Consider the following 26,285-nt stretch of genomic DNA (forward strand, 5'->3'; position numbering starts at 1 on the left):
AGCGACGGTTATTAATATATCATGGTGAAAAATGAAATGCAACACCTTTTATAAACTTTTTTTAAAACTGCCCACATTTCTTTTTTTATATCATATACTTAAACGAAATATCTCTTTCATGTATGAGCAATTCCTACATATATTTTATATAAAGTTACTCTATCAAAAGACGTTTCTTTCTATAAATAAGCGTTTTATTCATATAGCATATCATACAGGGAGGAATATATATGGACTATACCGATTTATTAATCAAACTAGGTCTCTCGGCTATTTTAGGATTTGCCATTGGTTTAGAACGTGAATTAAAACGGAAACCACTTGGTTTAAAAACGTGTTTAGTTATTTCTATTATTAGTTGCCTCCTAACGATTGTTTCTATTAAAGCAGCTTATAACTTACCACATACCGATCATATGAATATGGATCCACTTCGACTTGCCGCTCAAATTGTATCAGGAATTGGTTTTTTAGGTGCTGGCGTAATTTTAAGAAGAGGCAACGATAGCATTGCAGGGCTCACGACTGCCGCTATGATCTGGGGTGCTTCTGGTATTGGTATTGCTGTTGGGGCCGGATTCTATATTGAAGCGATATTCGGAATGTGTTTCCTTATGATTAGTGTCGAACTTATACCACTCGCGATGAAATATGTAGGCCCTAGATCATTTCGTCAACGTGATATCGCTGTGAAACTTGTTGTACGAAATATGGACAATATCCCAATCGTAATTGAAGAAATAAAAGAAATGGATATAAAAGTTAAGAATATGAAGCTTAAAACATTAGAAAACGGTTCTCACTATTTACATCTTAAACTATCCATTGATCAAAAAAGACATACTGCTGATGTTTACTATGCTCTCCAGCATCTTGAAAGTGTCCAACAAACTGAAGTGGAAAGTATGTAACGTAAAACAAACTCTCTTTAATTAGAGAGTTTTTCTTTTTTCTATAATGGCAACAATGAATGTAGTCCTACAAAGTAAGGAGGAATAGGCAATTGAAATCCCGTCCGAATTTAGTAGATACATTTCGTGATTCCATTATTTTTCGTTTAATTTGTTTTATTATTGTACTGACTGCTTTTTCCGGTTTTCTTATACATAGATTAGAACCTTTTCATTTCACTACATGGTTTGACGGAATTTGGTGGTCAATCGTTACCATTTTTACAGTTGGATATGGCGACTTTGCTCCCCATACGACGATAGGAAAACTAATAGGTATAAGTATTATTTTATTAGGAACTGGCTTTTGTTCTTATTATATGGTGCTGTTTGCTACTGAAATGATTAATAAACAATATATGAAAATTAAAGGTGAAGAAGCCGCTACTTCTAACGGTCATATGATTATCGTTGGCTGGAATGAGCGCGCAAAACATGTCGTAAAGCAAATGCACGTATTACAACCAAACCTTGATATCGTTTTAATTGATGAAACACTTTCTTTACTCCCAAAACCATTTCATCATTTAGAATTTATAAAAGGTTGTCCGCATCACGATCAAACTTTATTAAAGGCCAATATTGCAACGGCACACACCATATTAATAACAGCTGATAAAGAAAAAAACGAAAGCTTAGCGGATACACAGTCCATTTTAAATATTTTAACTGCAAAAGGGCTCAACCCAAACATTCACTGCATCGCTGAACTTCTTACTTCTGAACAAATACAAAATGCAACGAGAGCTGGCGTGTCAGAAATTATAGAAGGAAATAAATTAACGAGCTATGTATTTACCGCTTCTCTTTTATTCCCTTCCATTTCAGGTGTACTATTTTCACTTTACGACGAAATCTCTGATAATAAATTACAACTGATGGAGCTTCCATCGTCCTGCACCGGACAAACTTTTGCCAATTGTAGCTATACTCTTTTAAAGCAAAACATTCTCTTACTAGGTATAAAGCGCGACGAACAATATATGATTAATCCAGTTCATTCCTTTGTTCTCATTGAAAGCGACATACTCATTGTTATTCACCATTAGTAAAATGACGCTCTAATTCTTGCATGAGCACTTTCCCAATATTGATATATTTTCTTTTCACATCTCCATCTGGATCTTTCGGCTCAGCAAATTGATCCATTCCACTCGTTCCAGCTGTTAAAGTATTCACATTATCATCTAGTTCGTCTTGATATACGTGCGAAAGAATATACGGCGTTCCAAGACGAACTATTACGCCTGGTACATCTAGTTCTCCATCAATGGCTGTAAATGGAACTCGTAAAAATTGATACCCATCTTCTTCATCAATTTTGTAATCGAAGCATCCTTTATCATAATCCCAATTACCACCGATGCTATATCCAAGTGGTTTCATAATCTCTTCTAACTTATATAACGCATATGTACGTCCTTCTAAATTTGATTGAATCGGAATCAAGCCCATCCCTCCTAGACTTTTCCTTTAGCATACCCACTTTAGTTTGAATATACTGATGGACTTTTCGATAAAATAATAAAAAGCGACCGGAATCCGGTCGCTTTTTATTATTTTAAACGCTCTTCTAATTCTGCTTTTAATTCTTCAAATCCTGGTTTACCAAGTAAAGCAAACATGTTTTTCTTGTATGCTTCTACTCCAGGTTGGTCAAATGGATTCACGCCTAATAAGTAGCCGCTCATCGCACATGCTTTTTCGAAGAAGTATACAAGGTAACCGAATGTGTACTCATTTAATTCAGGAATATTTACGATTAAGTTTGGTACTCCCCCGTCGCTATGTGCAAGTAATGTACCTTCGTATGCTTTTGTGTTTACGAAGTCTACAGTTTCACCAGCAAGGTAGTTTAATCCGTCTAAATCGTTTTCTTCTGATTCGATTGTTAGTTCATGTGTAGATTTACCTACTTTAAGAACTGTTTCAAATAAGTCACGACGCCCTTCTTGAACGTATTGACCTAATGAGTGTAAATCAGTTGAGAAGTTTGCTGAAGATGGGAAAATGCCTTTTTGATCTTTTCCTTCACTTTCACCAAATAACTGTTTCCACCACTCAGCGAAGTATTGAAGTGCTGGCTCATAGTTAACAAGCATTTCAATTGTTTTTCCTTTATTGTATAAAGCGTTACGAACTACTGCGTATTGGTAAGCTGGATTTTCTTCTAGTTCTGATGTTCCGAAGTCATCATGACCAGCAGCTGCACCTTTCATCATCTCTTCAATATTTAAGCCACTTACTGCGATTGGTAATAAACCAACTGGCGTTAATACAGAGAAACGACCTCCAACATCATCTGGAATAACAAATGTTTCGTAACCTTCGTTATCAGCTAATGTTTTTAATGCACCACGCGCTTTATCTGTAGTTGCATAAATACGTTTGCGAGCTTCTTCTTTTCCATACTTTTCTTCTAATAACTTACGGAAGATACGGAATGCTAGTGCTGGCTCTGTTGTTGTACCTGATTTGGAAATAACGTTAATAGAGAAGTCTTTACCTTCTAATACGTCCATTAAATCTTTCATGTAAGTGGAGCTAATGTTTTGTCCAACAAATAGCACTTGTGGAGTTTTACGTTGTTCTTTAGAAAGCGTGTTGTAGAAAGAATGGTTTAACATTTCGATTGCTGCGCGTGCTCCTAGGTAAGAACCACCAATACCTACAACAAGTAAAATGTCAGAGTCATTTTTAATTTTTTCTGCGCATTTTTGAATGCGAGCGAATTCTTCTTTGTCATATTGAAGCGGAAGGTCTACCCACCCAAGGAAATCGTTCCCAGCTCCAGTTTTTTCGTGGATTGCGTGATGTGTTACTTTCACTGCATCACGTAAATAAGTGATTTCATGTTCACCGATGAAGGATAACGCTTTAGAATAGTCGAACGTTACATGTGTACTCATCTTTTTCCCTCCAATTATGGATATGTATTTCTGTATTCACTTTAGCGAAACTGAAGTTGTAAATCAAGCGATTAGGCAATTGTAAACGTAACCAATATATATTTTTTAGAAAAAGTTCATTTTTTGCATAAAAATTCGCATTTTTCGGTATAGATGTATATACATCCATTTCCAAACATTTTTTATGTATAAAAACAACATAACTACCCCATTCTATAAAAGAGTTAATTAACTCATCGCTTGCTCATGCTTCACAATTAAGGGGGGCTTTTTCATGAGTACTTTGCAACGTATCGCATTAGTCTTTACTGTAATTGGCGCTGTGAACTGGGGATTAATCGGGTTTTTCCAGTTTGACTTAGTAGCAGCCATTTTCGGTGGACAAAATTCAGCTCTTGCACGTATTATTTACGGCATCGTTGGTATATCTGGGCTTATCAACCTTGGTTTACTGTTTAAACCATCTGAAAATCTTGGTACGCACCCAGAAACAAACGAAATTCGATAATCAGTATGTCCTTTCACCTCCGACATACGAATATGATTGCATGCAATCATATTTGCAAATATATATCATAAGATAAAGTAAAAGAGGAACGCTCATATGCGTTCCTCTTTTACTTTGTTAACTCAGACTCTTCAATCCATTCTGCCAACTTTTCTCGCAGCGTATTAAATCCGTTTTCAGATGGGTTCGGTATAAGAATCCTTCCTTGTTTTCTTTTCGCCGCTTTTAACGATAAACTCATTTTTCTGTGCTCTTCATCAATTGAAAGTACCTTTACTTCTACTGTATCGCCGACCTTTAAAAAGTCATGAATATCCTTTACATATCCATTTGTAATTTCAGATATATGCACAAGTCCTTGTGTTTCTGCATCTAACGCTACAAACGCACCGTAATCTTGAATTCCAGTCACTTTCCCTGTTACAACCACTCCTGTTGTATATTGTTCTGACATATGAAACACTCCCATACGTTTACCATTCTCTCTACAATTATAGAGAGCAAAGCAGATATATTTATTTTAAATATCCGATTGGTTAGTACGCATTCTAGATAACAATATCTAGAATGCGCATACCTTATATTAGTAAATTATACCACTATGACAGAACTCATTCAAAATTCATGAAAAATTTCCCTTAAAGAAGTATAATTCTCCAATATTGGGATAGACTACTAACACATGGCTTTCTAGTATTCCCCCCCCTTTTATGGACAAAACGTATTACGTTTTGTCCTTTTTTTATTTTCAACAAACCGTTCCATTCTCTTCATTGCTTCCATAAGTTGTTCAAGCGACGTCGCATAAGAACAACGAATAAACCCTTCACCACTTTCGCCAAATACGCTACCAGGGACAACAGCTACTTTTTCTTCCAGCAATAACTGTTCTGCAAATTCCGCTGAAGATAATCCTGTTGAAGATATAGAAGGGAAAACATAAAATGCTCCGCCCGGCACATGACACGTTAAGCCCATTTCATTGAAAGATGTCGTCATAAAATTACGACGCTTCTTATAACTATCTCTCATCCGAATTACTTCATCATTCCCCGCACGTAACGCTTCAAGTGCTGCGAACTGAGACATCGTCGGTGCACACATCATGGAATATTGGTGAATTTTGAGCATCAATTCTGAAAACTGAACAGGAGCTGCAATCATACCGAGACGCCATCCTGTCATCGCAAATCCTTTTGAAAATCCTGAAATTAAAATCGTATGCTCGCGCATATTTTTAATACTCGCGAAACTTGTATATGCTTCGTCGTATACAAGCTCTGCATAAATTTCATCAGATAATACAATTAGATTGTACTTCTCAACAATCACTGCTATTTCTTCAAGCTCGAATTTATTTAGCATTGCACCTGTCGGGTTATTTGGTGAACAAAGTAAAATCGCCTTTGTTTTCGCTGTAATAGCTGCTTCAATTTGTTCTGGTTGTACTTTAAACTCGTTTTCTAGCTTAGTCTCCACAGGAACCGGAACTCCTCCAGCTAATGTCACAAGTGGTGCATAAGAAACGAAGCTTGGTTCAACAATGAGCACTTCATCATCAGGATTTATAATGGCACGCATCGCTACATCTAACGCCTGGCTCGCTCCAACTGTAACAATGATTTCATCACTTGGATCATAAGATACTGCAAATTGTTTTTTTAGATACTTTGCTATTTCTTGACGGAGCTCCAATAATCCTGCATTTGCTGTATATGACGTATACCCTTGTTCCAAAGAACGAATACATGCTTGCCTTACATTCCAAGGGGTAACAAAATCCGGCTCTCCTACCCCGAGGGAAATAACACCTTTCATATTTGCTGCTAAATCAAAAAATTTTCGAATACCAGATGGTTTTAAAGATTCTGCTGATCTAGATAGTTCAAATTGCTTCATGGTGTCACCACAATTCGCTTATCATCATCGTCTTTTTCATAAATAACGCCCTCATGTTTATACTTCTTCAAAATGAAATGAGTAGTTGTAGAAACGACAGATTCAATTGTTGCTAATTTCTCAGAAACAAACATCGCTACTTCCCCCATCGTTTTACCTTCTAATGTAATAGAAAGATCATATGTCCCTGACATTAAATAAACGGATTTCACTTCTGAATAACGATAAATTTGCTCAGCAACCGCATCAAACCCAACGCCGTGCTTTGGCGTAACTTTCACATCGATCATTGCCGTTAAACCTGTATGTTCTTTCACTTTCGTCCAATCGATATGTGTTACATAATCCACAATAATCTTTTCATTTTCTAATCTCGCAACCATCTTCTTTACTTCTTCTACTTCTATATTTAACAGCTTCGCTAATGTATCTACAGATAATCGACTACTCTTTTCAAGACAAGCTAATAATTCTAATTCTTTTTCTGTCACCATATAAATCATCCTTCCTTTTCGTTTGTGTCTAAATTATACAAATACCCTTTCCAGTTTGAAAAGAAGATTTTTCTATTGAATTATGTCAAAATAAAGTGAAACTTTAATCAGCGGAAAAATGCGTGATAAAGCGAAAGGGGATGGAACCGTGAAACCAAAAATTTATATTGCTGAACCAGTTCCGACATTTGTAGAAAACTATTTATCAGAACACTGTGATTATGAAAAATGGGATCAAAATGAGAAAGTACCTCGTGATGTTCTATTAGAGAAAATACAAGATAAAGATGGGTTATTAAATTTCGGATCTGCTATTAATGAAGAATTACTGACAGTGGCTCCTAACTTAAAAGTAGTGAGCAACATTTCTGTTGGTTACGATAATTTTGATTTACAAGCGATGAAAAATCGAAAGGTTATCGGAACAAATACACCATACGTATTAGATGATACAGTAGCTGATCTCGTTTTCGCCCTTATGCTATCAGCTGGGCGCCGCGTTTGCGAACTCGATTCTTACGTAAAAAATGGTGAATGGAACGCTGAAATCGGAAAAGAACACTTCGGACTAGATGTACACCATAGCACAATTGGTATTATCGGTATGGGCCGAATTGGAGAAGCCGTTGCAAAACGAGCAAAATTCGGATTTGATATGAATGTTCTTTACTATAACCGCCGTCGTAAAGAAGAAGCTGAACAAAAATTCGATGCTACATATTGTGATTTACAGACGCTACTGAAGCAGTCTGACTTTATTGTTCTTCTTACTCCATTAACAGATGAAACATATCACCTTATCGGAGAAAAGGAATTTTCATTAATGAAAGAAACAGCAATCTTCATTAATGCTTCTCGGGGGAAAACAGTAGATGAAGAAGCGTTAATCCATGCTTTAACAGAAAAGAAAATCTTTGCAGCAGGCATCGATACTTTTACACAAGAGCCAATCCAAAAAGATAATCCACTCTTATCATTACAAAATGTTGTGACTTTACCGCACATCGGATCTGCAACATTAAAAACTCGTCAGCAAATGGCCATGACCGCCGCTGAAAATTTAGTTGCAGGATTACAAGGAAAAACACCGCCTAATATTGTGCGCGGGTAATACTGAATAAACGAAAGGCAAGATGACATCGTCATCTTGCCTTTTTTGTTAACATATTTTCTTCTTCCTTGGAGATGATATGAACAAAAATCAATGGAGTGACAAAAAATGAATCATAAATATACTTGTCCTTATTTCACTTTTTCCACTCGCGGCACTACTGTTCATTACGAATTGTATGAACATGATAATAAAACAGAACGCCCTACTTTCGTACTCGTTCACGGCTTTTTATCTTCCTCATTCAGTTACCGCCGTCTCATTCCTTTACTAGCGAAGGAAGGAACAGTCATTGCTCTTGATTTACCACCGTTCGGAAAAAGTGATAAGTCTCATCTGTTTAAGTATTCTTATCACAATTTAGCAACGATTATTATTGATTTAATTGAACATTTATCTCTCTCAAACATTGTATTAGTTGGGCATTCTATGGGTGGGCAAATTTCTCTCTATGTAAACCGTATACGTCCTGAACTCATTTCAAAGACGATTTTACTATGTAGCTCGAGCTATTTAGCGCGCGCAACCTTACCTTTACTATACTCTTCTTATTTACCGTTCTTTCATTTATACGTAAAGAACTGGATTATACGGCGCGGCATTGTTCATAACTTAATGAATGTCGTTCATGATCACTCATTAATTGACGATGAAATGAAAAAAGGTTACTCCGCTCCTTTTTATGACAACCGTATATTTCCCGCTTTAACTCGCATGATACGAGACCGTGAAGGTGACTTATCTTCAACTGAATTACAAAAAATCGAAACACCTATCCTACTCATTTGGGGTGAAAAAGACCGCGTCGTCCCTGTACATGTAGGTCATCGTCTACACAAAGATTTACCGAATTCAAAATTTATTTCTTATGAAAATACAGGACATTTACTACCTGAAGAAAAGCCTGAACATGTTTATGAAGAAATTATCGCTTTTTCCGCGCAATAAAATGAAACTTTAATCAGTCCCTACCTAACTTCTTTGCTTCCGCTGAATTTTGAGGTGAGGGTCTTACTGCCCGGAAAATAGCGGGATAATATAAAAAAGGCTGTCGGAAATTCCGACAGCCTATAATGAACAGCTTCCACCTTCTTTTATTACAAGTAATTCCATAGCTAATTTCTCACATTTTTCAAGCGCAGGTACTTCCTCAAAAGACATAAAGTATATATGTTGAATCTTCTTTGCGATGTATTTTGGATCGTCAAACACACTTATGACGTTCACAACATCGCTCGCTTCTGTTTCATAAAACTCCGGTCCCATTTGAAACGGATCCCAATTCTTCACAACCTCTATCATCTTTTCATATGTACCCATTCGCTTCCCGCCTTTTCACTTTTTAATACTTTTCTTTATCCTATCACATCAGCTATTCTATAAGAAGAGAGAGAACTTTCATAACTTATTGGTTTTACAGAAGAAGGGAGCAAACTTATGCAACTATTTCATAAAGCAATCAATCGACGTGGAACGCATAGTATAAAATGGGATACATATAAAAACGAAGAACTTATCCATGCTTGGATTGCTGATATGGATTTTGAAGTACCAAAACCAATTCAAACTGCCTTAAAACAACGAATCGAACATCCGATTTTTGGCTATACACTTCCTCCCGAAAATATTGGGAATATTATTTGTAACTGGACAAAACAACAATACGACTGGGATATTCAAAAAGAATGGATTGTCTTTAGCGCCGGAATCGTTCCAGCTCTTAGTACGAGCATACAGGCTTTCACAAAAGAAAACGAATCCGTTCTCGTACAACCACCTATTTATCCTCCATTTTTCGAAATGGTCACAACAAACAACAGACAGTTATACGTGAGTCCATTACAGAAACAAAATGATACATATGCGATAGACTTCCAGAATTTAGAAAAGCAGTTTCAGCAAGGCATCAAACTCATGCTTCTTTGTAGCCCTCATAACCCAATCGGGCGCGTTTGGACGAAAGAGGAACTTGTGCAGCTCGGATCGTTATGTACTAAATATAACGTAATCGTTGTGGCGGATGAAATTCATTCCGATATTATTTATGCAGATCATACACATACACCGTTCGCTTCCTTATCTGAAGAATTAGCAGAGCGCACTATCACTTGTATGGCTCCAAGTAAAACATTTAATATCGCTGGATTACAAGCATCGATTATTATCATTCCAAATGAAAAACTCCGTCAAGCCTTTACATCTATCCAATATAGACAAGGCTTCCACGGATTAAATATCTTCGCTTATACAGCGATGCAAAGTGCCTATACAGAATGTAATGATTGGCTAAACGAAATTCGATTATATATAGAAGATAATGCTCAATTTGCTTGTGAATATATTAAAACTCACATACCTGCTCTTTCCGTAACGAAGCCAGAAGGTAGCTTTTTATTATGGATTGACTGTTCTCGTCTAAAGCTTTCTCAAAACGAGCGTACTGCATTACTTGAGGAAAAAGGAAAAATCATTGTTGAACCTGGTGAGAAATACGGGTTAGGTGGCGAAGAACATATTCGAATTAATATCGGCTGTCCACGATCTGTTTTAGAAGAAATTTTAAACAGACTGCGTCATACGTTTTCATAATAAGAAAGGAGTCTGTCCCCCTAATCATTCTTGGACAGACTCCTTTGTCATATTTTGTCGGTAAGTCGCTATATTTCAAGTTACGGTCGATATATTCCAATAATCGCTGATATATTTTTAATTACATTTCACAAAGAAAGCTACCATTCACGGTAGCTTTTACTTTTTCTTCATATCCGATGCTTTTTTTACAATTACGCCACAAGCAATTCGATCCCCTGATTTACCTGTCGGTTGAGTCATACCATCATCAGGGTTTTCTGTAATAATAATAGACGCTCCATCTTTTCTATGAATCGTCGTTTTTCCTTCTTCAAGTGTGATGTGAGGTGCATCGATTTCCGCTTTAATCTTTCCAGAACCATCTGCAACTACGTTCGGTAAATCACCGTTTTCTGCACCCTTCGGATTAAGAAGACCATGTTTTTTATCATCAGGATTAAAATGATTCCCGGATGATTCAAAACGAGGTGCCTTACACTCTCCGATTTCATGTACATGTAGTCCGTGTGGTCCTGGCGTGAAACCTTCTCCTTTAATCGTAATTTTCACGCCACTTGTTTGCTGCACTACTTTCGCAGTCCCTACTTCATCTCCTGAAGCATTATGTAATTTCACTTCAATTTCTTTCGGCTTTCCTTGGTCACAACCTGCCATCAGAAATAATAAACAACAACTGAAAAAAAGCCGTTTCTTCATTTTATTCCCTCCAAAATATATTCTGCCCTTAGATTGTCCGAGCATAGAGGGAAACATACAAAAATGCATTACTGTTTCTTTTCAGCTAATAGTTTTTCTTCAACTTTCTGCAATCGCTCTGCTTCTCTTTTTGATACACGAATAAACATGCGCCACGTGGCAATAGCACCGATAATAAATAGAACGCAAACAATCCCTGGAATAATATATTCTGTTTTATCTTCCGGAAAATATAAAGGCATCATATAGAACACTCCTTATTATAGGATTTATAAAACATCAGAATTTTCTGTTATATCATTTTAAATTATAGTGGAACCTATCCATATTCTCAAGGGGCGTTCTGAAAGCAAATGATTTCTTTGACTCCTTCTCCTACTTTCCTTACTATAAACTTGAGGTGAAAAATATGAGAGAAACATTTGAAATTGGCGAAATCGTTACTGGTATTTATAAAACAGGAAAATACATCGGCGAAGTTACAAATAGCCGCCCTGGCAGTTACGTCGTAAAAGTATTAGCTGTTTTAAAACATCCGGTGCAAGGTGACTTACATAACGTAAAACAAGCTGACGTACCATTTTTCCATGAAAGACGCGCTTTAGCTTTCCGTGAACAGACGAACATTCCAGAGCAAATGGTGAAAAAATATGAAGGAGAAATTCCGGATTATACCGAGTCACTAAAATTAGCATTAGAAACTCAAATGAATTCATTTTCTGAAGATGATTCACCTTTTGCAGAGCGTAGTCTAGAAACATTACAACAGTTAAAGAAAGACTACAAACTCTAAAAAACAAAACGACCAAATTACATAATGTGCAATTTGGTCGTTACTGTGTGCTCACTTTCTTTAACACTTTTGAAAAATCAACAAGTTCTCCTAATGTTGGAGGTGCTGGCTTTACTAAATACTCTTTATCTTTTTCTACTAGTTTAAAAATATTGTACGTCGTCATCGCATCATCAAGCGCACAATGATGCTTCCCTGTCCCTACTTTTCCATACGCCTCAATTGCTTTCCATAATCCTGTTTGATTTCTTTCTCCAAAAAACTTCTTATACTCAAGCGATAAATCACGACACTGTCCGAAGAATGGAAAAGCTATCCCTGCCATTTCACAATTATGTTTCAGCACTTTCATATCCATATTTCCCCACGTTACAATTGTCGGTTTACATTTCGTTTCGTATTCTGCAAGCTTCTTAACGAGTTCAGGAAATGAAATCCCTTTATCCACGACTTCTTGTTTTATTCCCAAAAACTTCTTACATCGATCCGTTAAAGAAGGAAATGTTTTCGGCCTGACATGTGATGAATACGTATCTTCTACCTTACAGCCAGCAACTGAAACGAGTCCTACCTCAATAATCTCTGGAAAAAATCCTTTCGGTTTCTTTCTATGCTGGGGCATCGTAAACTCAAAGTCTAAAAATAAAAATCGTTGTTCATCCATACGATCCCTTCCTTATCATTTTTGTCATTCCTTTCTATTTGACACTCCTACACGAACAAGCTCGAATGCTAATTCCATTTTAAATATTCAGATTGGATGTATCTTATATATATGTCAAATGCCCACAAATATTTTAAAAAATAAGAAAAAATGACCTATGCAGAAAATATGACAAAATCTCTCCTTTCATTTACATCCGCAGTTTTTCTACTTTATAATGACGTTATGTGTGTTTCATCTAGTTAATATTTGACACACTAAGAAAAATGAATGAAAGGAGATGAGATTTTTGCACGAAACAACGCAAGAACTCGCTAACTGGCAGTATTATTTTGCTATCGCAGTCTTTTTAATTACATATGCCATTATTATTTCTGAAAAAATTAATCGCGCTGTCATCGCACTTCTCGGTGCAGCATTCATGGTAATTGTGGGGGTCGTCGATCTACATAACGCCTTTACGAAACATATTGAATGGGGAACGATTACGCTACTCATCGGTATGATGATTTTGGTGAACATTACGAGTAAATCAGGTGTTTTCCAATACGTTGCCATTAAAGCAGCAAAAGGGGCACAAGGAAATCCAATTAAAATTTTAATTTCCCTTTCCCTACTTACCGCGCTTGGCTCCGCATTTTTAGATAACGTTACAACTGTACTTCTTGTTGTTCCAGTTACTTTATCTATTACGCGCATACTGCAAGTAAATCCTGTTCCTTATTTACTTTCTGAAATTATTTTTTCAAATATTGGAGGAACAGCAACATTAATTGGTGATCCACCTAACATTATGATTGGTTCTGCAAATAAGCATTTAGACTTCAATGCTTTCCTATTAAATCTAGCACCAATCGTAATTATTATTATTGCAGTTACAGCAACAATACTTTACTTCATGTACCGTAAACAATTAATTGCCGATCCTGTACAAGTTAAAAAATTAATGAGCTTAGATGAAAAACAATACATTAAAGATCCAGTATTAATGAAAAAATCTTTAACGGTACTTGGACTTACAATTGTAGGTTTCATGACTCATTCTATTTTCCATATTGATGCCGCTATTATCGCCTTAACTGGTGCTACTGTACTTATGTTAATTGGTGTGAAAGAACATGAAATTGAAGAGGTATTCGCAAGTGTAGAATGGGTAACAATCTTCTTCTTCGCAGGGCTATTCGTACTTGTTGGAGGACTTATCGATATCGGTCTTATCAAAATGTTAGCTCAAAAAGTAATTGGTATAACAGGCGGAGATATTTCTTACGCATCCATCCTTATTTTATGGGTATCTGGTATCGCCTCTGCAACAATTGATAACATCCCATTCGTTGCAACAATGATTCCACTTATTAACGATATGGCAGTTGGGCTAGGCTTATCACCATCTGACGCACAAATCGATGTATTATGGTGGGCATTAGCACTAGGTGCTTGTCTGGGCGGAAACGGAACATTAATCGGAGCTTCTGCTAACGTAATCGTTGCAGGTATCGCGAGCCGCGAAGGACATAAATTTAGTTACATGGACTTCCTAAAAGTCGGTTTCCCAATTATGATCGTTTCATTAATCATTTCTCACATTTATATTTATTTACGCTACCTTATGTAGTAAAAAAAGCGCTCTGATAATCAGGGCGCTTTTTTACTTATATCTAAAATATATCGACTTATCAACAAAAAAGAAAAATCTACTCTTTATATCTCACCGGTTCATTTCGAATGATAAATAAATGAATCGGTAAGAACACTGAAAATGTGATTACATGAATAATCGTAAATAATATAGAGTTCGTTCCGTATCTGTCTAAAATAGCGTAGATAAGATAAATGGACAATACAATCAATACAGCTGTTGCTAGTAAACTTATAATTGGTACGAAATTAAAAATAAAACATGCAACGTATATACCGAATACTTTCCACCCTGCTTCTTCTTTCAAAAAATCTGGTAATTTATCTTTCGCTAAGTCACCCCATGTCTTACTATTCAAAAACGGAATAAACGCAAGCACCCCGTCCGTTGCACCATCATTTTTCGCCATCGAATAAAGTGCAAAAGCCGTTAACAAATATGAAATAATTGCCCAAATCAATATAACAAGAATAAACGCAAAACTAAGAGCAAAGAAACCTGCTAATACGCCTTGATCCTCCATCTTATCCTCTCCTCTCTACTTTCAACATATTTCATTACATTGCAAGTTATGTTTTAAAATTTATCCAAACTCTTTGTATAATAAGAGAAGAAAGAGAATAAGAGAGGAGCAACACTTATGCATCCATTTGTAAAAGCATTACAAGAGCATTTCACAGCTCATCAAAATCCTGAAAAAGCAGAACCTATGGCTCGTTATATGAAAAATCACTTCCCATTTCTAGGTATTCAAACACCGGAAAGACGCCAATTATTAAAAGACATCATTCAAATACATACTCTCCCAGATCAAAAAGACTTCCAAATTATCATACGTGAGCTTTGGGACTTACCAGAACGTGAATTCCAAGCGGCCGCACTTGATATTATGCAAAAATATAAAAAGCATATAAACGAAACTCATATCCCCTTCTTAGAAGAACTGATTGTCACAAAATCTTGGTGGGACTCTGTCGATAGCATCGTCCCTACATTTTTAGGCGATATCTTTTTAAAACATCCAGAATTAATTTCTGCCTATATTCCAAAATGGATTGCATCAGATAACATATGGTTACAACGTGCCGCTATTTTATTCCAACTAAAATATAAACAAAAGATGGATGAAGAACTTCTTTTCTGGATTATTGGACAACTACATTCTTCAAAAGAATTTTTCATTCAAAAAGCGATTGGCTGGGTCCTTCGTGAATATGCAAAAACAAATCCGGATGTAGTTTGGGAATACGTTCAAAACAATGAGCTCGCTCCATTAAGTAAGCGTGAAGCAATTAAGCATATTAAGCAAAATTACGGAATAAATAATGAAAAAATAGGCGAGACTCTATCATAGATAGACGCGTTCCTCTATTGAGATTTAAAAAAGAACGTGTTAGAATATGTTCATTATTATTAATATAAGTAGCGATGACGGACTTATAAGTACTTGCATAAAAAGCGATTCAGGGATAGTGAAAGCCTGAAGCCGCAAGGAAACGGCAGTCCCGAGCAATACATGATAAAGTGGATGCACCTTTTGTGTATCAACTAGGGTGGAACCGCGGGCAAACGCTCGTCCCTAGGCAAATAAGCCTTGGGATGAGCGTTTTTTTATGTTCTTTTTAGCATATACTGCTCGTTTCCAAAGTATCAGAGTATGTCATCGCCAATACGTTAACTTTCAAAAGGAGGATTTTCTTATGTATTCAATGGAACAAGTTGTAAACTTAGCGAAACATCGCGGTTTTGTTTTCCCTGGTTCTGAAATTTACGGTGGTCTTGCAAACACTTGGGATTACGGTCCACTTGGAATCGAATTAAAAAATAATGTTAAAAAAGCTTGGTGGAAAAAATTCATTCAAGAATCTCCATACAACGTTGGTTTAGACGCAGCTATTTTAATGAACCCTAAAACTTGGATAGCTTCTGGTCACGTTGGTAACTTCAACGATCCAATGATCGACTGTAAAAAATGTAAAGCTCGTCACCGTGCTGACAAATTAATTGAGGATGCTTTAGATGCAAAAGGCATCGAAATGGTTGTTGATGGTCTTACTTTCGACCAAATGGCTGACTTAATGAAAGAACATGAAGTAAAATGTCCTGATTGCGGTAGTGAAGAATTCACTGAAATCCGTCAGTTCAACTTAATGTTCAAAACATTCCAAGGTGTTACAGAGTCTAGCACAAACGAAATCTTCCTTCGTCCTGAAACAGCACAAGGTATTTTCGTAAACTTCAAAAACGTTCAACGCTCTATGCGTAAAAAGCTTCCATTTGGTATCGGCCAAATCGGTAAGAGTTTCCGTAACGAAATCACGCCTGGTAACTTCACATTCCGTACACGTGAATTCGAACAAATGGAACTTGAATTCTTCTGTAAGCCTGGTGAAGATTTAGAGTGGTTTGCATTCTGGCGTGAAACTTGTAAAAACTGGTTACTTTCACTTGGTATGTCTGAAGAGAGCATGCGTCTTCGTGACCACGGTGAAGAAGAGTTATCTCACTACAGTAATGCAACAACTGACATTGAATTCAAATTCCCATTCGGTTGGGGCGAACTTTGGGGCGTTGCATCTCGTACAGACTTCGACTTAAAACGTCACATGGAACATTCAAACGAAGACTTTAACTATATTGATCCACAAACGAATGAGCGTTACGTGCCATACTGCATCGAGCCATCTTTAGGCGCAGACCGCGTAACATTAGCATTCTTATGTGATGCATATGAAGAAGAGCAATTAGAAAACGATTCTCGTACAGTTCTTCGTTTCCACCCTGCTTTAGCACCATACAAAGCAGCTATCTTACCATTATCTAAGAAGCTATCTGAAGGTGCTACTGAAGTATTCGCAGAATTAGCTAAAGACTTCATGGTAGACTTTGATGAAACTGGTTCTATCGGTAAACGTTACCGTCGTCAAGACGAAATCGGTACACCATTCTGTATCACATATGACTTCGACTCAGTTGAAGACAAAGCTGTTACAGTACGTGACCGTGACACAATGGAACAAGTTCGTATGCCAATTAGCGAACTAAAAGGTTTCTTAGAGAAGAAAATCCAGTTCTAATTATAAGAAAAAGAGGCTGCTCATAAGAGCGCCTCTTTTTTACTTTTCACGTTTTTCTTTAATTGCTACTGTACATCTTGATATACATAGTAAATCATCATTTTCATCAATAATACGAACATCCCAAACCATTGTCGATTGTCCTCTATGTATCGGTGTTCCGATCGCTGTTACAATTCCATCTTTCTTTGAGCGAATGTGGTTTGCATTAATTTCTAATCCGAAACAAATACATTTTTCTTGATCAATTAAATTATATGAACCAACACTTGCCACTGTTTCCGCTAATGCAACCGATGCACCTCCATGTAAAAATCCAAACGGTTGATGCGTACGCTCATCAACAGGCATCGTAGCAACTACCTTATCTTCTGTCATCTCTAACAACTCAATTCCAAGTGAATCCATTAAAGTTTTTGCCATATCGCTTCCCCCTTCTCTTACTTTAATTAAATGTATAATTTTACCTATTTATTTTCAAACTACTTATAACACTTATATAAGGAGGCTTCACCTAAATGAAACAGAAATTTTGTATATTACTGCTTATGTTCTCCTTGCTGACTATTGTACCAAATTGTGCAATAACAGCCAAAGCATCTAACCTGACAATCGATGTTAAGACTGTAACGCAAAAAGGTAAGAAACCTTATATAGAATATCAAATAAATAGGCCTTCTTTTCACAACTTTTCTGATTCTAAATTTCAAAATAAACTCAATTTATACTACAAAAAATCCACTGACAAATTTAAAAACAAATTAGAAAAAGAAGCAAAAAAATATTATAAAGAGACAGAAGGATCTAGTACACCCTTTCATCCGTACGTAGCAAATGTTGATTATAAAGTCTCTTTAAACAAACCACCTTTTCTTAGCCTATATGTGAATTACTATCAATATACTGGCGGAGCACACGGTCTTTATACGTGGAAGGCAAATACATTTGATTTAAACGAAAAAAAGGTGCTGCACTTAGACGATTTATTTCAACAAAAGGATAAATATAAAGATGTAATCCGTGCAGAGATTGTACGACAAATTAAACAAAATGAAAGCATTTATTTTCCTGATGCAACTGAAAAAGTAATGAGTATGAAAAAATTTCACTTCTTTTTAGAGCCAGACAATCTCGTCATTTATTTCCCTTTATATGAGATTGCTCCCTATTCAAGTGGAATTCCGCAATTTCGTATTCCATATACGTTGCTAAGAGACTATTTAAAGCCTTCTTATCAAAATATTTTGATTGACAACAAGTAAATATTTTCGCTACGATAATGTTAACCTAAAAACAACAGGAGGTTAACATTATGAGGAGATTTCATGTTTTAGATTTAGCATTAGCTGCCATGTTCGTTGCTCTTATGGCCATCGGTGCAAATATTGTATCTTGGGCACCTTTCTTACAAGTAGCAGGCATCCCATTATCTATGCAACCATTTTTCGCAATTTTAGCAGGTCTTCTTCTTGGAAGTAGACTTGGTGCCTTATCCATGACTGTATATATGCTCGTTGGCTTAGCCGGCGCACCAATCTTCGCTAACTTCAAAGCTGGATTTGGAGCACTTTTAGATCCTACTGGTGGTTTTATTATCGCATTTATTATCGTTGCTTACGTATCAGGAAAACTAGTAGAACAAAAAGAAAGACCCACTTTCATTACATTTACAATTGCCTCTTTCACTGGAATTATTTTAACTTATATAATCGGTACTACTTACATGTACGGAGCAGTCAATCTCTTTATGGGCGGTAATATGAGCTATAAAGCTGCTTGGATGATTATGATGTGGTTTGCAGTAAAAGATATTGCATTTACAATTATCGGTGCTATTATCGCACCTCGCATATACTATGCTGTGCGTCGCTCTGCTTATCAGCATTCTCATTCGACGATTTCATAATAAAAAAAATGAGTTATTTCAGTATACTGAAATAACTCATTTTTTATTTTCGACAATATACGACACATATTAAAAATAAATTTTGTTATGATAGTCCAGAAAATCTTATATTTTGTACATTTAATTAAAACAATGTTCTGGAGGAAAGTCAGTGAAACTATCAAAAAACACACTTATTAAAATAGGTGTAGGCGTACTATCTTTACTTTTCATGCTATGTATATACAGAAGTTATACATTATATGGAAACGGCGAGTTAGGAATGAACTATATGCTTGGAAACGGTATAGCATTCTTCTTGCTATTTCTTACTATAATTAGTTTATGCGCGGCTGTAATCTTTATTATCATCGGATTAATTAAGAAAATACGAAAAGTAGCAGCAAAAAAAGTTTTTATAACATCTATAATACTATTTCTTACATCAGTTATATCAATCCTTATTTTCCTTTTCACCATATCAAAAGTAACGAATATAGAGGAAGAATATCAGGCTATTCAAGTTCAAAAGAAAAAAGAAGCTGATTACTTAAAGGCTGCAGCATCTTTTTATAACACCATAGAAACTTTCGAATACTCTGCATCATATGTATTGTCCGAGTATTCAACTACATGGTCAAACGCAATAAATAACCGAAGTGATTTCAATACTGCTCTTAGATCTAAGAAAAAAGAAATTGATCATATGGTTGTAGCTGTAGATGTATTTTATAACGGCATGGGAAGAGATTTAAGGTTGGTCTCTGAGGCTGCAAAAGAACAGCCAAGTAAGTACAAAGAAACCTATGAAGAATATAAAAAAATGTATGGTATTGTGACTGCACTTAATGAACAATCTCAATCTCCAAGCGGTAGTTTAATTACATTTAATCAAAATGTTAATACATTAATTCAAGAATACAAAAAATCTGCCGGAAATATTAATATCGCTATTTCTAATGAAATTAAATCAAAAGCTAATGAATTGAAGCCGACCGATAAAAACTTAAGTTCTAATTAAAGACACTCTCTCTAGAGTGTCTTTTTTTCATAAAAAGTCCCCTTTAGATTGCACAGTAAATTACATATCTCTACTGTACATCCAAAAGGGACTTTACCTATAAATTAAGACTCTTGATTCGCTTGTTCTTCTAAAATTTTCTTCATCATTGCAACCATGTCATCACGTAATTCTGGGTGTTGCAGGGCCATTTCAATTGTCGTTTGAACGAATCCTAGCTTTTCACCTACGTCGTAGCGCTTTCCTTCGAAATCGTAAGCAAATACACGTTGGATTTCATTTAAGCTTTGGATTGCATCTGTTAATTGAATTTCACCACCAGCACCGACATGTTGCTGTTCTAAGAACATAAAGATTTCAGGCGTTAAAATGTAGCGGCCCATAATTGCTAAGTTTGAAGGAGCTGTACCTTGTGCTGGTTTCTCAACGAAATTGCGAACTTGGTAACGACGACCTTCTTGTTCTAATGGATCGATAATTCCATAGCGATGTGTTTCCGACTCTGGAACAGTTTGTACACCAATAACAGAAGAAAGTGTTTTTTCATACTCATCCATTAATTGACGTAAACACGGTTTCTCAGCTTGGACAATATCATCACCTAGTAACACTGCAAACGGCTCATCACCAATGAATTTACGCGCACACCAAACAGCATGTCCTAGTCCCTTCGGCTCTTTTTGACGGATATAATGAATATCTACCATTTTTGAAGAAGCTTGTACTTTTTCAAGCAACTCATATTTTTTCTTCTCTAATAAGTTTTGTTCTAGTTCAAATGCATTATCAAAATGATCTTCAATAGAACGCTTTGTTTTACCAGTAACGATAATAATATCTTCGATACCCGATTTCACTGCTTCTTCTACAATGTATTGGATTGTTGGTTTATCTACTATCGGTAACATTTCTTTCGGCATTGCTTTCGTTGCTGGTAAAAAACGTGTTCCTAATCCAGCTGCTGGGATTATCGCTTTTCTTACTTTTTTCATCACAAAATACCCTCTCTCCTGTCGGAATCAATAGCAATCATTTCCTACATAAAACAAAAGGGAGATTTCGCTCCCTTTTGTTCCTTACTACTTAAAATTACTTTGTATTATAAACGATTCATAATGTCTTCTTTAATAGTAAGTAACTTTTGTTCACTATTTTGTAAAGAACTATCTTTTACACCAAAGTAAAACTTAATCTTCGGCTCAGTTCCAGATGGACGTAGGCAGAACCATGAACCATCCTCTAATTGATATTTTAACACATTTGATTTCGGTAAGTGAATCTCTTCTTTATGTCCATCTTGTAAAGATGTAACGATGCTTGCTTTATAGTCTTCCACTGCTACGACTGTTAAGCCTGCTACTTCTTTCGGCGGATTCTCACGGAACGTTGCCATCATCTCTTGGATTTTTTCAGCTCCATCTTTTCCTTTTAACGTTAACGATACAAGGTCTTCACGGAAGAAACCGTACTTCTCAAATACTTCTAATAGACCGTCATATAACGTTTTCCCTTGTGATTTGTAGTATGCAGCTACTTCACATGCAAATAGGACAGATTGTACTGCATCTTTATCACGGCAGAATGGGCGGATTAAATAACCATAGCTTTCCTCATAACCGAATTGGAATTCATATTGTCCGCTTTCTTCATACTGCCTAATTTTCTCACCGATAAATTTAAATCCAGTTAACGTATCAACTGTATCTAAACCGTATGCTTTCGCAATTGTACGGCCAATCTCAGACGTTACGATTGTTTTTAATACGACACCGTTCTCCGGAAGCGTTCCGTTTTCTTTCTTTTGAGATAGTAAGTAATCAAGCATTAATGCACCTGTTTGGTTTCCTGTTAATACTTGGAACTCACCATTATGATTACGCACTGCTACACCAAGGCGGTCTGCGTCAGGATCAGTTGCGATTAATACATCTGCGCCTACCTTTTCACCGTCACGAATGGCATACTCAAACGCTGCGTGCTCTTCTGGGTTCGGTGATTTTACTGTAGAGAAGTTTGGATCTGGTAACTCTTGCTCTTTTACAACTGTCACATCTGTAAATCCAACTTCTTTTAAACCACGGCGTACAGAAATATTTGATGTTCCGTGTAATGGTGTAAAGACGATTTTTAAGTCTTTGCCGACCTTTTGCACCATTTCTTTATTAATGATGACATTGTTCAATTCTGCAGCATATGCATCATCTACTTCTTGTCCAATAATATGTAATAAACCGTCAGCTTTTAATTGCTCTACATCAGCGACTTCAACTGTTAATTCATCTTCTACTGCATTTACGTAGCTAATTAACTCATCTGCTTCTTTTGGAGGTAACTGTCCACCATCTTCACCGTATACTTTGTATCCGTTATATTCAGGTGGATTATGGCTTGCCGTAAGAACGATTCCACTTACTGTATGTAAATGACGAACTGCGAAAGAAAGTACTGGCGTTGGACGTAAGCTTTCAAACACATATGTTGTGATACCGCGTGCCCCAAGTGTAGCAGCAACTTCCATTGCGAACTCAGGTGATTTATGACGAGAATCATAGGCTACAACAACACCGCGTTTTTTCGCTTCCTCACCTAATTTTTCAATAAAGCTTGCTAATCCTTTTGTTGCTTTACGAACTGTATATACGTTTAAACGGTTCGTACCAGCACCAAGTTCACCACGCATACCACCTGTGCCAAACTCTAGATTTTTATAAAAGCTATCCTCGATTTTCTTCTCATCTTGCTTCATATTTTCTAGCTGTTCTTTTAATTCTGCATCTAATTGTGCGTAAGAAAGCCAGCGACTAAATTCTTGTTTCCAATTCATTCTTCTCTCTCCTCTCGCTCGTCATACCTTTATTATATGAAAAAAACATGCTGTATCTCAATATTTTATAAAATCTAACAGGATTTTACTAGGAATATTTGTATACACTATTGTTAAATACTCCACTAAAGGGAATGAGGATTATGCACGAATGGGGCTTGTCAGAAGAGCTCAAAATACAAACAAAGCAAATGATTGAAATTGCTGAAAAAGAACTATCGATTATGAGGAACGCAATCGATAAAGAAGACGAATGTATTTTATGCAAAATGGAAGATATTCATCATATGTTAGCAAATGTACAAACATTGGCAGCTACATACTATATTCAGGCATATTTATCACCTTATACGGAAAGTTCATCTTTTATTACAACAGCTATCCAACATTTAAGCGCCAGAAAACATGGTGCTCTTATCGTTGTGGAAAGAAACGAGACGCTTGAAGCTCTCATTCAAACTGGAACGACATTAAATGCTCATTTAACTGCGCCATTACTCGAATCAATATTTTATCCAGGTAACCCTCTTCATGACGGTGCCGTTCTCGTAAAAAATAATCATATTGTCTCAGCTGCTAATATTCTTCCTTTAACGAAAAGTACAGAAGTTGATCCTGAGCTAGGAACACGTCACAGAGCTGCAATTGGCTTATCAGAAAAGAGTGATGCACTTATATTAGTTGTCTCTGAAGAAACGGGCCGTACTTCTTTTGCTTTAAACGGGATTTTGTATACGATTTCTTTATAAACACTTTTTTGAACAGCGCGGTAGTAAATGAAATTATATCGAATTACCAACAAATATACCTACTATATCAATAGAAAAGGCTGTCTCCAAAATTTGAGACAGCTTTTTCTTCAAAAAAATTATTCTTCTACAAAATGCTCGAAAAGTATACGAATTACCTATACCATTGCTCGAGCTGACCATAAATTATTTGCTCACAGGGATGTCTAAGTACACTTACTACTCTTTTTGTACTCAAAACATGTTTAGACCTCTTTCATAACAACTATATGTTTTCTAAAATGCTTCACTTCTAGCTATTATTTTTTATCTATTTTTAAGAAATAGTAAAAAAGGGTACTTTAGAAATCCTATCTAAAGTACCCTTTTATTAAAAATCTATTTTATTATAAAGAATAATTGGAGACTGCAAAATGATAAAAATATAGCATACTTTCAAAATTATTTATAATTATTAATATTAATATTAAACATAAAGCAACTACTTTTACACGTCTCATCACTTTAAAACCATATGCTAATAATAACGGTATTGTAAACAGCATATGTGCGCCATAAATAAATGCTTCAGATGCCCCAAAACCAATAATTCCATGTAAAACAATATTAAATAGTAAACAGAAACTTAAAAACCTTACGAAAGGCTCTTTTCTAAAGTTTTTCCATACAGCTACTATTATAAAAGCATACACAGATACAATCACAATCCACCCGATCATAGTATGCGATGGAAGTATATTTAATTGTGCGAATTGCTCACCTTGTCTTAAAGTAACTTCCGAGAATGGTCCAAAGATGAATGAAGATCCTAATAATAGATGAAATACTAATATACCTGATGGCTTAACGTATTCTGGTGAAAAACTCTGTCCTTGCGCAGCAAAGTCCATACTACCCTTTAATCCTTCGATAAGAACGACATTATTTGCGTTCATTGCTAATACAAACAGGACCACGACAATAACAATCGAAATACCAGTCCAAATAATTTTTTTCCGTAGTTTCTTATAACTCATCAGACTACCTAAAAACCACATAAACGAATTGGTTAATGTAACCCCTGTTATTACTATTGCCAACAATACATTCGCAATACTAAATCCTATTTTCGCTTCTTTTTCCCCTGTAATAAATGGATAGCATACAAAGCACATAAGTACCAATGTGAAATTTGCATAGCTAAAAGATTCTGGTGTCCACGTAATAACTAACATTGTAGCTGAAAATCCATACATGACCGCTAGTAAAAAAGAAACAATCGTATTCTTACAAATTTTACAGCATAATGTATAAATCATCACTACACTGAACGCGCTTAAAAACGTTTGAATGAATATAATACCATGTACAATATTCCCTACTTTTACTGTCTCCAGCATCCACATGAATTGTTGAATAAAATAATAAAGGAATGGATGTCGGAACCAGGTCGCCGCTGCTACATCTACTTTTTCAAGGAAAAAGGAGATGATATAATATCCTTGATCAAAAGAAAAATAGGTATCAACCACCCACGCTTCAATAAAAAGCTTAGAGTGAGTATCCATTTTCCAACCGATAAAAAAATAAAATGACCAATAAAAAATGAAAAGGACAAGGGCTAATATCCCCTTTCCTTTATAATCATTCCAAATATTCAATACTTCTTCTCCTCTCTACGGTAGAAATAACATAATTAGATGTGCCACGTATCCAATAACTGTTCCTAACACAAGCCCACCAAAAATCTCATGCCAATGATGTCCTTGACGCTCTCTTAATTTTTCTTCTTCCGAACTTATATGTTTATTCAACATTCTTGCATGTTTACCAACTGTACGGCGAAGTCCTGTGGCATCAATGATAACAATTGTTAAAATTGCCATCCCGATTCCAAACATCGGTGTATTAAACCCTTCATGAAACCCTATTGTCATGACCATACTTGATAAAATCGTTGTATGCGTGCTAGGAAATCCACCATTTCCAACTAAACGAAAAGCATCTTTTCCAGAACGAAGATAATTCACTAAAAATTTCAATACTCCCGAAGCTACCCAAGCTATAAATGGAAGTATACAATATAAATATGTTCCCATTGCTTTACCTCCTATGATTTTGCAATAAATAAAATGCCAGCTACTATACATACCATTCCAGCAATTTTCATGAAATTGATTGTTTCACCAAATAATAATGCTGACGCAATAATAACAAATACATATCCGAAACTCACCATTGGGTATGCATAACTTAAATCAACCTTTCTCAGCACAATCATCCATAATAATGCACTTAAACCGTAAAAAGCTAGTCCGAAAAAGTTCGGTACGTTAATGAAATTCATAATACCTACAGCCGCTGAACTTTGTGATTTCATTGCGCCAAACTTTAATAAAATTTGCCCTACAACTCCCATACCAACTGATAAAATAATCATTAAAAATTGTTGCATCTCTATACTCCTTAACCGTTTATATTCAAAAAATGTTTTA

The 26,285-nt window shown here is 35.9% G+C and carries 30 protein-coding genes; 14 read left to right on the forward strand and 16 right to left on the reverse strand.

The window, feature by feature from the left end; genetic code table 11:
* The first annotated feature begins 230 nt into the window (after positions 1-230).
* Together MHH55_RS18875 and MHH55_RS18880 are read left to right on the forward strand one after the other, a co-directional pair.
* Positions 231-911 (forward strand): MgtC/SapB family protein, encoded by a 681-nt coding sequence (locus MHH55_RS18875; RefSeq protein WP_000386676.1) that lies wholly within the window; start codon positions 231-233, stop codon positions 909-911.
* 92 nt (positions 912-1,003) lie between these two features.
* Positions 1,004-1,999: a potassium channel family protein gene (locus MHH55_RS18880; RefSeq protein WP_000842320.1), complete on the forward strand. Its 996-nt coding sequence runs from the start codon at positions 1,004-1,006 to the stop codon at positions 1,997-1,999.
* Here the strand turns inward: MHH55_RS18880 and MHH55_RS18885 are convergent.
* On the reverse strand, positions 1,986-2,399 hold the full coding sequence (locus MHH55_RS18885; RefSeq protein WP_000612334.1) for a YugN-like family protein: 414 nt from the start codon (positions 2,397-2,399) through the stop codon (positions 1,986-1,988). The two genes, MHH55_RS18880 and MHH55_RS18885, sit on opposite strands and share 14 nt — an antisense overlap.
* Positions 2,400-2,506: 107 nt before the next feature.
* Positions 2,507-3,859, reverse strand: coding sequence for a glucose-6-phosphate isomerase (locus MHH55_RS18890; protein WP_000103654.1), 1,353 nt, complete (start codon positions 3,857-3,859; stop codon positions 2,507-2,509).
* Positions 3,860-4,133: 274 nt separating this feature from the next.
* Between MHH55_RS18890 and MHH55_RS18895 the strand changes: the two genes are divergently transcribed.
* A complete protein-coding gene (locus tag MHH55_RS18895; RefSeq protein ID WP_000105788.1) occupies positions 4,134-4,367 on the forward strand; it encodes a DUF378 domain-containing protein in 234 nt (77 codons plus the stop codon).
* A 109-nt stretch (positions 4,368-4,476) separates the two neighbouring features.
* Here the strand turns inward: MHH55_RS18895 and yugI are convergent, their stop codons facing one another.
* From yugI to MHH55_RS18910, 3 genes are all read right to left on the reverse strand, one after another.
* Entirely contained in the window at positions 4,477-4,821 is a 345-nt protein-coding gene (gene yugI, locus MHH55_RS18900; RefSeq protein WP_000003764.1) for a S1 domain-containing post-transcriptional regulator GSP13, read from the reverse strand.
* A gap of 254 nt (positions 4,822-5,075) precedes the next feature.
* Positions 5,076-6,266: an aminotransferase gene (locus MHH55_RS18905; RefSeq protein WP_000808536.1), complete on the reverse strand. Its 1,191-nt coding sequence runs from the start codon at positions 6,264-6,266 to the stop codon at positions 5,076-5,078.
* Complete coding sequence (locus MHH55_RS18910) at positions 6,263-6,760, reverse strand: Lrp/AsnC family transcriptional regulator (RefSeq protein WP_000255696.1); 498 nt, start codon at positions 6,758-6,760, stop codon at positions 6,263-6,265. The genes MHH55_RS18905 and MHH55_RS18910 overlap by 4 nt, the downstream gene beginning before the upstream one ends.
* A 118-nt stretch (positions 6,761-6,878) precedes the next feature.
* On the opposite strand from MHH55_RS18910, the gene MHH55_RS18915 reads away from it, so the two are divergent.
* Both MHH55_RS18915 and MHH55_RS18920 read left to right on the forward strand, forming a co-directional pair.
* Positions 6,879-7,871, forward strand: a complete 993-nt coding sequence (locus MHH55_RS18915; protein WP_002041993.1) for a 2-hydroxyacid dehydrogenase — start codon at positions 6,879-6,881, stop codon at positions 7,869-7,871.
* Positions 7,872-7,979: 108 nt separating this feature from the next.
* Positions 7,980-8,819 carry an alpha/beta fold hydrolase gene (locus MHH55_RS18920; RefSeq protein WP_001015860.1) on the forward strand — a complete coding sequence of 280 codons (840 nt, stop codon included), beginning with the start codon at positions 7,980-7,982 and terminating at the stop codon, positions 8,817-8,819.
* Positions 8,820-8,939: 120 nt separating this feature from the next.
* Here MHH55_RS18920 and MHH55_RS18925 read toward each other — a convergent pair whose 3' ends face one another.
* Complete coding sequence (locus tag MHH55_RS18925; RefSeq protein ID WP_000537638.1) at positions 8,940-9,191, reverse strand: YugE family protein; 252 nt, start codon at positions 9,189-9,191, stop codon at positions 8,940-8,942.
* A gap of 117 nt (positions 9,192-9,308) precedes the next feature.
* On the opposite strand from MHH55_RS18925, the gene MHH55_RS18930 reads away from it, so the two are divergent.
* Positions 9,309-10,460: a MalY/PatB family protein gene (locus MHH55_RS18930; RefSeq protein WP_001175821.1), complete on the forward strand. Its 1,152-nt coding sequence runs from the start codon at positions 9,309-9,311 to the stop codon at positions 10,458-10,460.
* Between the two features lie 159 nt (positions 10,461-10,619).
* Here the strand turns inward: MHH55_RS18930 and sodC are convergent, their stop codons facing one another.
* A complete protein-coding gene (gene sodC, locus MHH55_RS18935) occupies positions 10,620-11,159 on the reverse strand; it encodes a superoxide dismutase [Cu-Zn] (RefSeq protein WP_000746520.1) in 540 nt (179 codons plus the stop codon).
* 68 nt (positions 11,160-11,227) lie between these two features.
* Positions 11,228-11,404 (reverse strand): hypothetical protein, encoded by a 177-nt coding sequence (locus tag MHH55_RS18940; protein WP_000982757.1) that lies wholly within the window; start codon positions 11,402-11,404, stop codon positions 11,228-11,230.
* Positions 11,405-11,568: 164 nt separating this feature from the next.
* Here MHH55_RS18940 and MHH55_RS18945 point away from each other — a divergent pair, with 164 nt between their 5' ends.
* Positions 11,569-11,952: a kinase-associated lipoprotein B gene (locus tag MHH55_RS18945; RefSeq protein WP_001209344.1), complete on the forward strand. Its 384-nt coding sequence runs from the start codon at positions 11,569-11,571 to the stop codon at positions 11,950-11,952.
* Positions 11,953-11,992: 40 nt separating this feature from the next.
* On the opposite strand, the gene kapD is transcribed toward MHH55_RS18945, so the two are convergent.
* Positions 11,993-12,616 (reverse strand): 3'-5' exonuclease KapD, encoded by a 624-nt coding sequence (gene kapD, locus MHH55_RS18950; RefSeq protein ID WP_000344356.1) that lies wholly within the window; start codon positions 12,614-12,616, stop codon positions 11,993-11,995.
* Positions 12,617-12,905: 289 nt separating this feature from the next.
* On the opposite strand from kapD, the gene MHH55_RS18955 reads away from it, so the two are divergent.
* The gene (locus tag MHH55_RS18955; RefSeq protein WP_000545209.1) at positions 12,906-14,231 is read left to right on the forward strand and encodes an ArsB/NhaD family transporter; all 1,326 of its coding nucleotides are present in this window, start codon (positions 12,906-12,908) and stop codon (positions 14,229-14,231) included.
* Positions 14,232-14,310: 79 nt separating this feature from the next.
* Here MHH55_RS18955 and MHH55_RS18960 read toward each other — a convergent pair whose 3' ends face one another.
* Complete coding sequence (locus MHH55_RS18960) at positions 14,311-14,778, reverse strand: hypothetical protein (protein WP_078187087.1); 468 nt, start codon at positions 14,776-14,778, stop codon at positions 14,311-14,313.
* A 117-nt stretch (positions 14,779-14,895) separates the two neighbouring features.
* Between MHH55_RS18960 and MHH55_RS18965 the strand changes: the two genes are divergently transcribed.
* Together MHH55_RS18965 and MHH55_RS18970 are read left to right on the forward strand one after the other, a co-directional pair.
* Entirely contained in the window at positions 14,896-15,609 is a 714-nt protein-coding gene (locus MHH55_RS18965; protein ID WP_000553309.1) for a DNA alkylation repair protein, read from the forward strand.
* 346 nt (positions 15,610-15,955) lie between these two features.
* Positions 15,956-17,332, forward strand: coding sequence for a glycine--tRNA ligase (locus MHH55_RS18970; RefSeq protein ID WP_000287151.1), 1,377 nt, complete (start codon positions 15,956-15,958; stop codon positions 17,330-17,332).
* A gap of 39 nt (positions 17,333-17,371) precedes the next feature.
* Here the strand turns inward: MHH55_RS18970 and MHH55_RS18975 are convergent, their stop codons facing one another.
* Complete coding sequence (locus MHH55_RS18975; protein ID WP_001140612.1) at positions 17,372-17,755, reverse strand: hotdog fold thioesterase; 384 nt, start codon at positions 17,753-17,755, stop codon at positions 17,372-17,374.
* A 95-nt stretch (positions 17,756-17,850) separates the two neighbouring features.
* Here MHH55_RS18975 and MHH55_RS18980 point away from each other — a divergent pair, with 95 nt between their 5' ends.
* The 3 genes from MHH55_RS18980 to MHH55_RS18990 all read left to right on the forward strand — a co-directional run bounded on the left by MHH55_RS18980 (position 17,851) and on the right by MHH55_RS18990 (position 20,238).
* Positions 17,851-18,594, forward strand: coding sequence for a DUF3298 and DUF4163 domain-containing protein (locus MHH55_RS18980; RefSeq protein ID WP_000810329.1), 744 nt, complete (start codon positions 17,851-17,853; stop codon positions 18,592-18,594).
* A 50-nt stretch (positions 18,595-18,644) separates the two neighbouring features.
* On the forward strand, positions 18,645-19,238 hold the full coding sequence (locus MHH55_RS18985; RefSeq protein ID WP_048538405.1) for a biotin transporter BioY: 594 nt from the start codon (positions 18,645-18,647) through the stop codon (positions 19,236-19,238).
* A 151-nt stretch (positions 19,239-19,389) separates the two neighbouring features.
* Positions 19,390-20,238 (forward strand): hypothetical protein, encoded by an 849-nt coding sequence (locus tag MHH55_RS18990; protein WP_048538404.1) that lies wholly within the window; start codon positions 19,390-19,392, stop codon positions 20,236-20,238.
* Positions 20,239-20,342: 104 nt separating this feature from the next.
* On the opposite strand, the gene galU is transcribed toward MHH55_RS18990, so the two are convergent.
* A complete protein-coding gene (gene galU, locus MHH55_RS18995) occupies positions 20,343-21,230 on the reverse strand; it encodes a UTP--glucose-1-phosphate uridylyltransferase GalU (protein WP_002097988.1) in 888 nt (295 codons plus the stop codon).
* Between the two features lie 107 nt (positions 21,231-21,337).
* On the reverse strand, positions 21,338-23,062 hold the full coding sequence (locus MHH55_RS19000) for a phospho-sugar mutase (RefSeq protein ID WP_001104221.1): 1,725 nt from the start codon (positions 23,060-23,062) through the stop codon (positions 21,338-21,340).
* 143 nt (positions 23,063-23,205) lie between these two features.
* On the opposite strand from MHH55_RS19000, the gene cdaS reads away from it, so the two are divergent.
* Positions 23,206-23,811 carry a sporulation-specific diadenylate cyclase CdaS gene (gene cdaS / locus MHH55_RS19005; RefSeq protein ID WP_000545252.1) on the forward strand — a complete coding sequence of 202 codons (606 nt, stop codon included), beginning with the start codon at positions 23,206-23,208 and terminating at the stop codon, positions 23,809-23,811.
* A gap of 386 nt (positions 23,812-24,197) precedes the next feature.
* On the opposite strand, the gene MHH55_RS19010 is transcribed toward cdaS, so the two are convergent.
* The 3 genes from MHH55_RS19010 to MHH55_RS19020 are packed head-to-tail and all read right to left on the reverse strand — an operon-like array spanning position 24,198 to position 26,245.
* Positions 24,198-25,451, reverse strand: coding sequence for a DUF6080 domain-containing protein (locus tag MHH55_RS19010; protein ID WP_065212301.1), 1,254 nt, complete (start codon positions 25,449-25,451; stop codon positions 24,198-24,200).
* 15 nt (positions 25,452-25,466) lie between these two features.
* Positions 25,467-25,889 carry a divergent PAP2 family protein gene (locus MHH55_RS19015; RefSeq protein WP_000537660.1) on the reverse strand — a complete coding sequence of 141 codons (423 nt, stop codon included), beginning with the start codon at positions 25,887-25,889 and terminating at the stop codon, positions 25,467-25,469.
* An 11-nt stretch (positions 25,890-25,900) separates the two neighbouring features.
* The gene (locus MHH55_RS19020; RefSeq protein WP_001183889.1) at positions 25,901-26,245 is read right to left on the reverse strand and encodes an EamA family transporter; all 345 of its coding nucleotides are present in this window, start codon (positions 26,243-26,245) and stop codon (positions 25,901-25,903) included.
* Positions 26,246-26,285: the final 40 nt, after the last annotated feature.

The organism is Bacillus sp. FSL K6-2944 (assembly GCF_038005385.1).
GTDB lineage: Bacteria > Bacillota > Bacilli > Bacillales > Bacillaceae_G > Bacillus_A > Bacillus_A cereus.

What these genes read in the sequence shown, in the direction of transcription:
- MHH55_RS18875 (WP_000386676.1), top strand. Translation starts at nt 231, where the DNA reads ATGGACTATACCGATTTATTAATCAAACTAGGTCTCTCGGCTATTTTA.
- MHH55_RS18890 (WP_000103654.1), bottom strand. Translation starts at nt 3,859, where the DNA reads ATGAGTACACATGTAACGTTCGACTATTCTAAAGCGTTATCCTTCATC.
- MHH55_RS18895 (WP_000105788.1), top strand. Translation starts at nt 4,134, where the DNA reads ATGAGTACTTTGCAACGTATCGCATTAGTCTTTACTGTAATTGGCGCT.
- yugI (WP_000003764.1), bottom strand. Translation starts at nt 4,821, where the DNA reads ATGTCAGAACAATATACAACAGGAGTGGTTGTAACAGGGAAAGTGACT.
- MHH55_RS18905 (WP_000808536.1), bottom strand. Translation starts at nt 6,266, where the DNA reads ATGAAGCAATTTGAACTATCTAGATCAGCAGAATCTTTAAAACCATCT.
- MHH55_RS18910 (WP_000255696.1), bottom strand. Translation starts at nt 6,760, where the DNA reads ATGGTGACAGAAAAAGAATTAGAATTATTAGCTTGTCTTGAAAAGAGT.
- MHH55_RS18915 (WP_002041993.1), top strand. Translation starts at nt 6,879, where the DNA reads ATGCGTGATAAAGCGAAAGGGGATGGAACCGTGAAACCAAAAATTTAT.
- MHH55_RS18920 (WP_001015860.1), top strand. Translation starts at nt 7,980, where the DNA reads ATGAATCATAAATATACTTGTCCTTATTTCACTTTTTCCACTCGCGGC.
- MHH55_RS18925 (WP_000537638.1), bottom strand. Translation starts at nt 9,191, where the DNA reads ATGGGTACATATGAAAAGATGATAGAGGTTGTGAAGAATTGGGATCCG.
- MHH55_RS18930 (WP_001175821.1), top strand. Translation starts at nt 9,309, where the DNA reads ATGCAACTATTTCATAAAGCAATCAATCGACGTGGAACGCATAGTATA.
- sodC (WP_000746520.1), bottom strand. Translation starts at nt 11,159, where the DNA reads ATGAAGAAACGGCTTTTTTTCAGTTGTTGTTTATTATTTCTGATGGCA.
- MHH55_RS18940 (WP_000982757.1), bottom strand. Translation starts at nt 11,404, where the DNA reads ATGATGCCTTTATATTTTCCGGAAGATAAAACAGAATATATTATTCCA.
- MHH55_RS18945 (WP_001209344.1), top strand. Translation starts at nt 11,569, where the DNA reads ATGAGAGAAACATTTGAAATTGGCGAAATCGTTACTGGTATTTATAAA.
- kapD (WP_000344356.1), bottom strand. Translation starts at nt 12,616, where the DNA reads ATGGATGAACAACGATTTTTATTTTTAGACTTTGAGTTTACGATGCCC.
- MHH55_RS18960 (WP_078187087.1), bottom strand. Translation starts at nt 14,778, where the DNA reads ATGGAGGATCAAGGCGTATTAGCAGGTTTCTTTGCTCTTAGTTTTGCG.
- MHH55_RS18965 (WP_000553309.1), top strand. Translation starts at nt 14,896, where the DNA reads ATGCATCCATTTGTAAAAGCATTACAAGAGCATTTCACAGCTCATCAA.
- MHH55_RS18970 (WP_000287151.1), top strand. Translation starts at nt 15,956, where the DNA reads ATGTATTCAATGGAACAAGTTGTAAACTTAGCGAAACATCGCGGTTTT.
- MHH55_RS18975 (WP_001140612.1), bottom strand. Translation starts at nt 17,755, where the DNA reads ATGGCAAAAACTTTAATGGATTCACTTGGAATTGAGTTGTTAGAGATG.
- MHH55_RS18980 (WP_000810329.1), top strand. Translation starts at nt 17,851, where the DNA reads ATGAAACAGAAATTTTGTATATTACTGCTTATGTTCTCCTTGCTGACT.
- MHH55_RS18985 (WP_048538405.1), top strand. Translation starts at nt 18,645, where the DNA reads ATGAGGAGATTTCATGTTTTAGATTTAGCATTAGCTGCCATGTTCGTT.
- galU (WP_002097988.1), bottom strand. Translation starts at nt 21,230, where the DNA reads ATGAAAAAAGTAAGAAAAGCGATAATCCCAGCAGCTGGATTAGGAACA.
- MHH55_RS19000 (WP_001104221.1), bottom strand. Translation starts at nt 23,062, where the DNA reads ATGAATTGGAAACAAGAATTTAGTCGCTGGCTTTCTTACGCACAATTA.
- cdaS (WP_000545252.1), top strand. Translation starts at nt 23,206, where the DNA reads ATGCACGAATGGGGCTTGTCAGAAGAGCTCAAAATACAAACAAAGCAA.
- MHH55_RS19015 (WP_000537660.1), bottom strand. Translation starts at nt 25,889, where the DNA reads ATGGGAACATATTTATATTGTATACTTCCATTTATAGCTTGGGTAGCT.
- MHH55_RS19020 (WP_001183889.1), bottom strand. Translation starts at nt 26,245, where the DNA reads ATGCAACAATTTTTAATGATTATTTTATCAGTTGGTATGGGAGTTGTA.